The organism is Pseudomonas sp. ICMP 561, from assembly GCF_002699985.1.
Lineage (GTDB): Bacteria > Pseudomonadota > Gammaproteobacteria > Pseudomonadales > Pseudomonadaceae > Aquipseudomonas > Aquipseudomonas quasicaspiana.
Genome location: NZ_LKBT01000008.1, coordinates 132,653 through 143,713 on the forward strand (window position 1 = coordinate 132,653; position 11,061 = coordinate 143,713).

8 protein-coding genes are annotated in these 11,061 nt (G+C 57.8%); 4 read left to right on the plus strand and 4 right to left on the minus strand.

From position 1 onward, the window contains the following. Positions 1–6 precede the first annotated feature (6 nt). On the plus strand, positions 7–1,683 hold the full coding sequence (locus AO242_RS08235; protein ID WP_099268346.1) for a GMC family oxidoreductase: 1,677 nt from the start codon (positions 7–9) through the stop codon (positions 1,681–1,683). A gap of 1,592 nt (positions 1,684–3,275) precedes the next feature. Here the strand turns inward: AO242_RS08235 and AO242_RS08240 are convergent. Next, positions 3,276–4,703: an aldehyde dehydrogenase family protein gene (locus tag AO242_RS08240; protein ID WP_099268334.1), complete on the minus strand. Its 1,428-nt coding sequence runs from the start codon at positions 4,701–4,703 to the stop codon at positions 3,276–3,278. Between the two features lie 148 nt (positions 4,704–4,851). Between AO242_RS08240 and AO242_RS08245 the strand changes: the two genes are divergently transcribed. The 3 genes from AO242_RS08245 to AO242_RS08255 all read left to right on the plus strand — a co-directional run bounded on the left by AO242_RS08245 (position 4,852) and on the right by AO242_RS08255 (position 8,003). Beyond that, positions 4,852–5,799 carry a LysR family transcriptional regulator gene (locus tag AO242_RS08245; RefSeq protein ID WP_099268335.1) on the plus strand — a complete coding sequence of 316 codons (948 nt, stop codon included), beginning with the start codon at positions 4,852–4,854 and terminating at the stop codon, positions 5,797–5,799. Between the two features lie 141 nt (positions 5,800–5,940). Then, entirely contained in the window at positions 5,941–6,645 is a 705-nt protein-coding gene (locus tag AO242_RS08250) for an HAD-IA family hydrolase (protein ID WP_099268336.1), read from the plus strand. Positions 6,646–6,719: 74 nt separating this feature from the next. After that, positions 6,720–8,003, plus strand: a complete 1,284-nt coding sequence (locus AO242_RS08255) for an NAD(P)/FAD-dependent oxidoreductase (RefSeq protein WP_176560587.1) — start codon at positions 6,720–6,722, stop codon at positions 8,001–8,003. Positions 8,004–8,173: 170 nt separating this feature from the next. Here the strand turns inward: AO242_RS08255 and AO242_RS08260 are convergent, their stop codons facing one another. The 3 genes from AO242_RS08260 to gabT form a co-directional block, all read right to left on the minus strand. Next, the gene (locus AO242_RS08260) at positions 8,174–8,665 is read right to left on the minus strand and encodes an Lrp/AsnC family transcriptional regulator (RefSeq protein WP_027900155.1); all 492 of its coding nucleotides are present in this window, start codon (positions 8,663–8,665) and stop codon (positions 8,174–8,176) included. 38 nt (positions 8,666–8,703) lie between these two features. Next, positions 8,704–9,390: a haloacid dehalogenase gene (locus tag AO242_RS08265; RefSeq protein WP_099268337.1), complete on the minus strand. Its 687-nt coding sequence runs from the start codon at positions 9,388–9,390 to the stop codon at positions 8,704–8,706. A 109-nt stretch (positions 9,391–9,499) separates the two neighbouring features. Next, on the minus strand, positions 9,500–10,789 hold the full coding sequence (gene gabT / locus AO242_RS08270; RefSeq protein ID WP_099268338.1) for a 4-aminobutyrate--2-oxoglutarate transaminase: 1,290 nt from the start codon (positions 10,787–10,789) through the stop codon (positions 9,500–9,502). Between the last annotated feature and the right edge of the window lie 272 nt (positions 10,790–11,061).

The following is an 11,061-nucleotide window of genomic DNA, read 5'->3' on the forward strand; positions in this document are numbered from 1 at the left end:
TTGAAAGTGTTCGATTACCTGATTCTGGGCGGCGGTTCGGCAGGCTGTGTGCTGGCTGCGCGGCTGTCCGAGGATGCAGACAAACGTGTGTGCCTGGTGGAAGCGGGGCGGGACATCTCGGCGGGTAATATGCCTGCCGAGATTCGCAGCCGCTATCCCGGGCGTGCTTACCTGGACACGCGCAACATATGGCGACAGCTGACGGCGCTGATGGGCAAGCGCTCCACCAAACGTCGCTATGAACAGGCACGGTTGCTGGGCGGTGGCTCTGCAATCAATGCCTTGATGACCAATCGCGGCGCCCCCGACGACTATGACGAGTGGCAGCGACTCGGTGCCGAGGGATGGAGTTGGGACAATTGCCTGCCGTACTTTCGCAAACTGGAAAACGATACCGATTTCGACGGCCCGTTGCATGGCAAGCAAGGACCACTGCGGATCCGCCGCACTGCGCAGGAGTTTCTTTCTCCCTTCGTCAAAGCAGTGATGAAGGTGCTGGGCGAGGCCGGACTGGCTACCAAAGCTGATCAGAACGGGCCCTGGGAGCCGGGCGTATTCGTTGGGGCAATTGGCGTCAGCCCGGAAGGAGAACGCATTCCCACGTCGGTCTGTTATCTGTCCGATGAGGTCCGCCAACGCAGCAATCTGACAGTGCGCACTCAATGTCTGGTCGACCGCGTGCTGTTCAAGTCCCATCAAGCGATAGGGGCGCGTATTGTGCAGGCGGATGGCACCTCAATGGATCTATTCGCCAAAGAAGTGATCGTCTGTTCCGGGGCAATCCACAGCCCGGCAGTTTTGATGCGCAGCGGTATTGGGCCCGCCGATGAGCTGATTCAACTGGGGATTTTTGTGGTGGCGGATCGTCCGGGAGTCGGCGGCAACCTCATGGAGCATCCATCGATTGCGGTGTCTGCGTTGTTGAAAAAGGCGGGGCGCACGGCATTCGTCAACGAGCACCACGAGCAGGCCATTGTGCGCTTTTCCTCGGGTTTGCCGGATACGGTGCCTTGCGACATGCATGGCGCGATTCTGTCCCGATCCGGCTGGCACTCGCTGGGGTATCGATTGGGCACGATGTTTTTCTGGGTCAACAAGTCCTATTCCCGGGGCCGTGTGCGACTGGTCTCCAGTGATCCGGCGCAGGAACCGGAGGTGGACTTCAACATGCTTTCTGATCCACGGGACCTGGAGCGCCTCAAGCAGGCCTTGAAGTTTGGGGCAGGGACGCTGTCAGCCGCCCAACTCGGTGCCTTGCGTAGCGTGGCGTTCCCGTCCAGCTATTCGCCCCGGGTCGCCAAAGTCGCTCAGCCAGGCTTGATCAATGGCATGTTGCGCGGCGCATTAAGCCTGTTGCTGGACGTGGCCGGGCCGTTTCGGACGTGGCTTGTTCACGGGTTGGTCACTCAGGGAGTGACGCTGAAAAAACTGCTCGCCGATGATCAGGCCTTGACCGGATTTGTCCGGCGAAATGTCGGTGGCACCTGGCATCCATCGGGCACCTGTCGCATGGGCCGGGCCGATGATCCGCAGGCGGTCACCCTCAGTGATGGGAGAGTGATTGGCGTCACCGGCTTGCGGGTATGTGATGCGTCGTTGATGCCCTCCATCCCGTGCGCCAATACCAACGTGCCCACAATCATGATTGCCGAGCGGATCGCAGATTTGATCAAGGCCGGGTAGGAGCGAACTTGTTCGCGAGGCGCCGGTACAGACACAGCTTTTACCCATCATGACAATGACGAACCTGTGTGACCGACCGGGGTGGCGCTCCACTTCATTCGGGAAGGCGGTATTTCAGGCAACACACAGGCTGTGGATGTACTGGCCTCTTCGCGAATGAATTCGCTCCTACCGGTAACTCGGGCAAGACGCAGAATCCTGTGGGACCGAATTCATTCGGGAGGCGGTATTTCAGGCAACACACAGGCTATGGATGTACTGGCCTTTTCGCGAATGAATTCGCTCCTACCGTTGACTCGCGCAAGACGCAGAATCCTGTGGGACCGAATTCATTCGGGAGGCGGTATTTCAGGCAACACACAGGCTGTGGATGTACTGGCCCTTTCGCGAATGAATTCGCTCTTACCTTTGATCTGGGTAAGACGCAGAACTCTGTGGGACCGAATTCATTCGCGAGGCGGTATTTCAGGCAACACACAGGCTGTGGATGTACTGGCCTTTTCGCGAATGAATTCGCTCCTACCGTTGAGTTGGGCAAGACGCAGAACCCTGTGGGACCGAACTCATTCGGGAGGCGGTATTTCATGCAACACATTGGCTGCGGATGCCCCGGCCTCTTCGCGAATGAATTCGCTCCTACCGTTGAGTTGGGCAAGACGCAGAACCTGGTGGGACCGAATTCATTTGGGAGGCGGTATTTCAGGCAACACACAGGCTATGGATGTACTGGCCTTTTCGCGAATGAATTCGCTCCTACCGGTAACTCGGGCAAGACGCAGAATCCTGTGGGACCGAATTCATTCGGGAGGCGGTGGTTCAGGCAACACACAGGCTGTGGATGTACTGGCCTTTTCGCGAATGAATTCGCTCCTACCGTTGAGTTGGGTAAGACGCAGAACCCTGTGGGACCGAATTCATTCGCGAGGCGGTATTTCAGGCACCACACAGGCTGTGGATGTACTGGCCCTTTCGCGAATGAATTCGCTCCTACCTTTGATCTGGGTAAGACGCAGAACTCTGTGGGACCGAATTCATTCGGGAAGGCGGTGGTTCAGGCAACACATTGGCTGTGGATGTACTGGCCTTTTCGCGAATGAATTCGCTCCTACCTTTGATCTGGGTAAGACGCAGAACTCCGTGGGACCGAATTCATTCGGGAGGCGGTATTTCAGGCAACACACAGGCTATGGATGTACTGGCCTCTTCGCGAATGAATTCGCTCCTACCGGTAACTCGGGCAAGACGCAGAATCCTGTGGGACCGAATTCATTCGGGAGGCGGTGGTTCAGGCAACACATTGGCTGTGGATGAATTCGCTCCTACCGTTTACTCGGGCAAGACGCAGAACCTGGTAGGACCGAATTCATTCGGGAGGCGGTATTTCAGGCAACACACAGGCTGTGGATGTACTGGCCTTTTCGCGAATGAATTCGCTCCTACTGTTTACTCGGGCAAGACGCAGAATCCTGTGGGACCGAATTCATTCGGGAGGCGGTATTTCAGGCACCACACAGGCTGTGGATGTACTGGCCCTTTCGCGAATGAATTCGCTCCTACCGGGATTTGAGCCGGCGGGCGATAGGGTGGGTCCATCAAGGGTAGAAGCCCACAATCGCCTTGGTCTCCAGAAACGCCTCCAGTCCCCACTCGGCATATTCCCGGCCATTACCCGATTGTTTGTAACCGCCAAACGGCGCTCCTGGATTCCAGTCGGGATGGTTGATGTAGACGCCGCCGACCCGTAGCTGCAAAGCAATCTCCCGGGCTCGCTGCAGGTTGGAGGACTGCACGTAACCGGCCAGACCAAATACGCTGTCATTGGCCAGCGTCACCGCGTGTTCATCGTCGTCATAGGCCTGAATCACCAGCACCGGACCGAAGATTTCCTCCTTGGCAATGGTCATGTCCGGCGTCACTCCGGCAAACACTGTTGGCTGCACGTAGTAGCCACGTTCGAGACCGTCTGGTCTGCCCAGTCCTCCGCAGACCAGTTGCGCACCCTCGTCGATGCCGATCGCGATCATTCGCTGGATGGCCTGGAACTGCCGGTCGCTGATCACCGGTCCCATCGTTGATTGCGGATCGGCGGGATCGCCAACCTGATGGGCGAGAGCCGCACGCCGGGCGATTTCCACCGCTCGATCATGCAATGACGCAGGCACCAGCATGCGGGTCGGCGCATTGCAGGACTGTCCGCTGTTTCCGAAGCAGCCATTGACTCCAGAGGTCACGGCTTTCTCCAGATCGACATCGTCCAGCAGGATATTCGCCGATTTACCGCCCAGTTCCTGATGCACACGTTTCACGCCAGGCGCCGCGAGACGCGCGACTTCCACCCCGGCCCGCGTCGAGCCGGTGAATGAAACCATGTCCACTTCAGGATGCGCTGCCAGTGCAGCACCCACGGTTGGCCCGTCGCCATTGATCAGGTTGAACACCCCGGCGGGCACACCCGCTTCGTGCATTACCTCAGCAAACAGCAAGGCATTAAGCGGGGCGACTTCACTGGGTTTGAGGATCATCGTGCAACCGGCCGCGAGCGCTGGCGCGACCTTGCAGACGATCTGATTGATGGGCCAGTTCCAGGGTGTAATCAGTGCAACGACCCCCACCGGCTCCAGATTGATGAGGGTATTACCATTGGTTTTCTGAAACGCGAACGTATCCAGCGTGCGCAGCAGTTGTTGCAGATGACGCTTGCCGATACCAGCCTGCCAATCGTAAGCAAGTGCCTTGGGTGCACCGACTTCGGCCATGATCGCCTCGGCAATCTCGTCGTAGCGCTGCATGAATACGTCGAGTATCTGCTCGATCAGAACTCTTCTCTCGTTGGGCATCGTGCGGGCAAATGCCGGAAATGCACGTCGTGCTGCCGAGACTGCTGCGTCCACGTCGGCCTGATTGCCCATGGCTAGCTGGCTGAAGGGCTGTTCAGTGGCCGGATTGATGACTGCCAGCTGCGAGTCCCCGGCGGGTGCTACCCAACCACCATCGATATAAAACTTCAGAGCGTTTTCCATAATCAGGCGGGCCTCGTCGGGAAGAGCAGAGAAGGGCGAGTGAGGATCTTGATCGTTGCAAAACACACACTCGGTCGCTCGCAAGAATAAGCATCAATTTCTGCATCCGGCAATTTACTAATAGTTGCTTCAGGCATAAGCTCAGGTCATGTCTAATCTTCGTCGAAAGCTTCCCAGTTCAAGTTCTCTGTTCGTCTTCGAAGCGGCTGCGCGGTGTGGCAGCTTCACCCGGGCGGCGGATGAGCTGTGCGTCAGCCAGCCAGCGGTCAGTCGAATGCTGTCCCGTCTTGAGGAGCATCTCGGTGTGCAGCTTTTCGAGCGCACTCGGGGCGGTGCACGACTCACCGAGAGCGGCAGTATTTTGTACCGGCGGGTGCAGGAGGGGTTCAGCACCATCGAGTCGGCGATCAGCGAAATTGAATCCCGCGCAACGGGCATCGAAACCGTTACGCTGTCCGTTTCAACGGCGTTCACGACCCACTGGTTGATGCCGCGCATGAGCCGCTTCAGTCAGCGATTTCCCAGTGTGGACATGCGATATCAGCTGATGTCTGGCCGAATCGGCGGGCCTTTGGTGGATGTCGATCTGGGCATGCGCTACATCGATTCAGGCAGCCTGAAAGCCACGGATACGCTGGTTGTGCCGGAAATCACCTTGCCTGTCTGCAACCCTCAGTATTTCCAGCAGGTCTTGCAGGATGCAGGCAAAAAGCAGCCGCCGACGATGATCTGCATGGACAATCAGGATCGGGACTGGACACTGGAATTTGGCTCGTCCGGGCGCGTGGAAAATGCCCTGATTTTTTCTGACTATGCGGTGGTCGTGCAGGCTGCCTTGTTGGGGCAGGGGATGGCGCTGGGCTGGTTAACGGTCGTCTCGAACAGCTTGGTCAAAGGCGAGTTGGTGCCCGCCGCCGAACAGGTTCATGTCACACAGCGTCGGTGTTGTCTGGTGACTCCAGCGAATCGTCCGGTGCGCCCGGTGGTCGAAAGTGTTCGTGACTGGATCATCGAAGAGATGCGTGCCGACGTCGCAAAAGTGGACGCGCTTTACCCTCATTTGGGGCTGTCGGCACTTCTCCAGTCGGGTCGTTGAGATCAGGTGTGCCGCACAGAGTGGAAAAACCGTAGGTTATGCTTCAAGGTCCGTGAAAAACGGAATATTTCATGAGGGAAGCAGGCTGATAATGGGTCAACCAGCTTGCTCTACCCCCATGAATATCTTGCGGAGCGCCCTATGTCATTCAAGCAGTTCAAAGCCCTGACGTTCGATGTCGTCGGCACCCTCATTGATTTTGAAGCCGGCATTCTCGCTCATGTTCGTGAGGTGGCAGGCGAAGCGGGTAAAGCCCATAGCGATGACGATATTCTCAAAGCCTATCGCGAGGCTCGTGCACAGACCGATTCAGGCTGGTGGCCGGATGACCTGGAGCGCTGCTACCACGTCATCGCCTCGAAACTGGGGCTGCCGGACAGCGACGAATACGCCAAAGGCCTGAGCCTTGCCGTGAAGAACTTCCCGGCGTTCCCCGATTCGATTGAAGCGCTGAAGCGTCTGCGCAAGCATTTCAAACTGGTCGCGACCACCAACTCGCAGATCTGGGCGCTGGATTTCATGGCCAAAACGCTGGAGGAACCGTTTGATGTGCGGGTGACCGTTGACGACGTACGCTTTGAAAAGCCTGATCCACAGTTTTTTGCCTACACCCGAGGCGTGCTGGCGACTCAAGGCATCCTGTTCGAAAACATCCTGCACGTCGCGCAGAGTCAATACCATGACATTGGCGTAGCGATGCGTCTGGGCTATCAAACCTGCTGGATCGAACGCCGTTTCGCGCAAAAGGGCACCGGGGGCACGCTTGAGTCTGATCGCGTGGAACCGCATTACCACTTTACTTCGCTGGCGCAGTTGGCGGACGCGGTCGAGAAAGAGCTGGGTTGACTGACGCTGGGTGACGACTCTGGCGCTCTGGCCTTGCTGCGAGCGCCTTTTCTCTTTTTAGCTGGATGTTCGCCATGACTGTTCAGAGCCTGTGGGCGGCCACTGCCCAGCCTTCTCCCGCGCTGCAATCCCTTGAAGGCGATCGCCAGTGCGACGTGGTGATCATCGGTGCCGGTTACACCGGTTTGGCTGCGGCGCATCACATTGCCCTTAGTGGTCGTGAGCCGTTGATCGTCGAGGCCAATACCCTGGCCTGGGGCGCCAGCGGGCGTAACGGCGGGGTGGTTTCGCCCAAGTTTCGGGTAGGCTTTCCCACGCTGATGGAGCGTTTTGGTCGTGACACGGCCTTGCAGATGTATCGCACAGGTTATGCCGCAGTCGACAGCCTGGTGGAAATGGTCGAAAGCCTTGGCCTGTCCGGGGCCCAGCTGCACATGGGCGGTCACATTGCTGCTGCGCACAACGTTCATGCGTTAGGCGGGCTTGAGTCCACGGCAAACTGGATCAAGCGGGAAACCGGTGGCTCGTCGTCGCTGATGATCAGCGCCGGGCAGGTTCGTGAAGCCACCGGGTCGACGATTTTTACCGGCGGCTTGCTGACACCCAAAGCAGGCGGCATTCACCCCCTTAATTACGCCCGTGGCATCGCGCAAAGCTTGATTGATCGCGGCGTGAAGTTGTACATCAACAGCCCTGCGAACCAGGTGCGTCATGAGGCCGGCCGCGTTATCGTCATGACTCCGCAAGGGCGAATCAGCGCCCGCCAGGTGATCTACGCCACCAATGGTTATTCCGACCAGACCCGGGTCACTGACACCCTGCATCGACGCTTGATTCCGTTTCGCAGTGCGATCATCGCGACTCAAAAACTTCCCGCTGACGTACTGGCGCAGATCATGCCGGGCGGTCAGGTGTGTGGCGACACCAAGCGCATGTTGCGCTGGTTCAGGGTTGTCGGCGACCGGCTGATTTTTGGGGGGCGGGGTGCGTTTGGCAAGAACGATTCCGAGAGCGCCTTCCGTACCTTGCAGCGCAGCATGGTTGAGGTGTTTCCGATACTGCGTGATTACCAGGTTGATTTTCGCTGGTCCGGCCTGGTTGCCATGACGCTGGACTATTTGCCTCATGCCGGGCAACTGGATGAACGCAGCTTCTACTCGATTGGTTACAACGGCGGCGGGGTCGCCATGTCGACGTACATGGGCGGGCAGTTGGCGAAAATGACGTCCGGAGAGAAGGTCGACCTGGGTTTGCTGTGCGGTGATAAATTCAAACCCATTCCCATGCATGCGTTCCGCGCTCCCGGCGTACGCCTGGCGGCAGGATGGCAGCAATTCCTTGATGTTATCGGCCGGTGATCATTGCACCAGGCTATCTGCCTCAAACATTGGATCTGTAGGAGCTGCCGAAGGCTGCAATGGCGGTGCATCAGATTGAATGCTTCGCAGCCTTCGGCAGCTCCTACAGAAAAAGCATTCCAGATCGGATGGTGCAATTTTGTTTGCCAGGAGTCACCGAGTCTTGTGTGTCAAACCGCCCTGACCAGACTCCGCAGCGGCACGGTGCTTTTCACCACCGGTGATTTGATCACGATGTAGCTGAAGTACTTCTCGATCCCGATGTTCTTGTCGAGGATCGATTCCATCAATTCCTGGTAGTGCTGGATGCTGCTGCACAGGAATCGCACCAGATAATCGTAGCCGCCGCTGATCAAATGACATTCCAGCACTTCGTCGATGTTTCGGATGCTGGATTCGAATTTCACGAAGTCGCCACGTTTGTGGTCGGAGAGGGTGACTTCGGTAAAGACAGTGACCGAGTTGGCGAACTTGGCCAGATTGACGTGTGCTTCATAGCCGCTGATGTACCCGGCCGATTCAAGCCGTTTCACCCGCTGCAAACAAGGACTGGGGGACAGACCGACGGCTTCGGCGAGGCTGACGTTGGTCATTCGCCCGTCTTTCTGCAATTGGACCAGGATGTTGATGTCGATACGATCGAGCTTCGTTGCAGCGTCCATGGTTCAGTCCTCGCCATTTCAAATCCAGACTGCCCACCTCAGGCGTGCAGTGCTTTTTGATGCGCGTGGACGAGGTCTGCCAGGCTGGCGTATTCACAGCGCTTGCCATCCAGTGCCTGCGGTGAGTGATTCCACGGCTGGCTATGACCCCGTCGCAACGTACATACCGGGAAATCCACCCGCTCGTTCCACGGGTCGTCCATCTCGGTACTGCGCACCGGTAACAATTCTGATCGCTCCAGTTCCAGTTGGAGTAACGCGGCGTCCAGGCTCGTGTGCCAGTCGGTATCAACGGGCTCGATGACGGCATCGAACGTCACCGGCAACCGGCTGGTCAGCGAGCTCACGTTGATGCCGTGAGGTGGGGCAATCAGTATCAAACGGTAGAACTTGCTCAGGTACTGCAAGGCACCTGGAACATCTTCGAATATGGGCCAGTGGTCAGAGGAGCTACTGAAAGCAACACTCTGATCCCAGTCAGGAATGGTATGCAATTGGTGAGCCAGACGTTGGTACAACTGGCCGTGAAAAGCGCTCGGGCTGCTTGCTGGTCCACTGCTGATCAGCAGGTCGGCGGTCTGTCGGTAGGCGCTGAGCAATTGTTCGTCACTGATCGCCGGATTGCCTTGCACTGCCAGCGGTCGAAGCCCCTCAAGAATGCCCCGTTCTCGATCAACCAGTGTTCCAAAGGAAAAACCCAATGCCTTGTACTGGGTGACTTTCATGATTCGCTCCTGAGTAACAGCTGTCGGTTCCATCATGTTCCGCACCCGCGTTATGACCCCATGCCCGGAATGGCGTAAACAGGCCGGGTGGGGTCGTGCCGCACAGGTCTCAGCAAGCTGCAGCCAGTGCGGTATCGAGCATCTGCAAAGCTTCGGCCACTTGTTCCGGCGTTGTCACCAGCGGCGCGAGGAATCGCACCACGTTACGGTGTACGCCACACTTGATGACCAGCAGGCCGGCGTTGCGCGCGCCATCGATGACCTTTTGCGCCAGCGCAGCGTCCGGGCTTTGCTTGTCGTCGGCTGCCACCATTTCAATGGCCAGCATGAAGCCTAGACCTCTTACATCACCGATACGCGGGTAACGCGCTTGCAAGGCCAGTAAACCTTCATGCAACTGGGTGGAGAGTTTCGCGCCCTTGGCCAGCAGATCCTGCTCTTTGAAAAGGTCCAGTACTGCCAGTGCCGCAGCACATGCCACCGCGTTGCCGCCATAGGTGCCGCCCAGGCCACCAGGTGTCGGCGCATCCATGATCTCGGCACGGCCGACAACACCGGATAGAGGCATACCGCCCGCGAGGCTTTTTGCAACGGTCACCAGATCAGGTTTGATGCCCGAGTGCTGGAAGCCGAACATTGTGCCGGTACGCCCAAAGCCGGTCTGGATTTCATCGAGGATCAGCACGATGCCGTGTTGAGTGCAGCGCGCCCGCAAGGCCTGGAGAAATTCGTTTGAGGCCGCAATGAAACCACCATCGCCCTGAACAGGCTCGATGAGGATTGCCGCAACCCGGTCAGGTGCGACATCGGTGGCGAAGAGTTCATCCAGCTCGGCCAGCGCGTCGTCGCTGCTGATCCCGCGATAAGGGTTTGGGTAGGTGGCGTGGTAGATCTCGGCCGGGAAGGGGCCGAAATTCTGTTTGTAGGGCTGGCTCATGCCGGTCAGGGTCACACCGAGCAGGGTCCGGCCATGGAAGCCGCCCCGAAAGGAAATCACCGCGGTGCGATTGGTGTGGCTGCGAGCGATCTTGATCGCGTTTTCCACCGCTTCGGCACCGGAGGTAAACAGGATGCTTTTGTAGTGCTCTTCGCCGCCAATCAGCGTATTCAGGCGCGCGGCGACTTCGATGTAGCTTTCGTAGGCCGCGACCTGAAAACTGGCATGAGAAATTTCACCGACCTGACGCCGTACCGCATCGACAACCTTAGGGTGGTTATGGCCAACGTTGAGTACGCCGATGCCACCGACGAAATCCAGATAGCGCTTGCCGTCCACATCCCACAGCTGCGCCCCTTCGGCGCGTGCCGCGACAACCGGGTGAGCCGTGATGATGCCGCGCGGGATGTGTTGCTCACGCAGTGCGAGCAACCGTTGGGTTTCAGTCAGTGCAGAATTCATCTCAATCTCCGTGATCGCCGGGATGGCAGGTGATGTGATCAGGATAAGCACTGGTAGGAACCACAAGCACTGAAGTTGCCCGGACCAGTGCTGTGATCGACTGTTTTAGGGGGAGGTTGCGACATATTTCACTGTGGGGTGTTGAAGCAATGTGTGGGTAATTTGCAAATTCCCGTGGGAGTCGCCCTGAACTGGCTTAATGATCCCGGACACCTCTTAAGGGCGATATGATTCGCCCAATCAGGAGGTTCCATGCAAGAGCGAAAGACCTA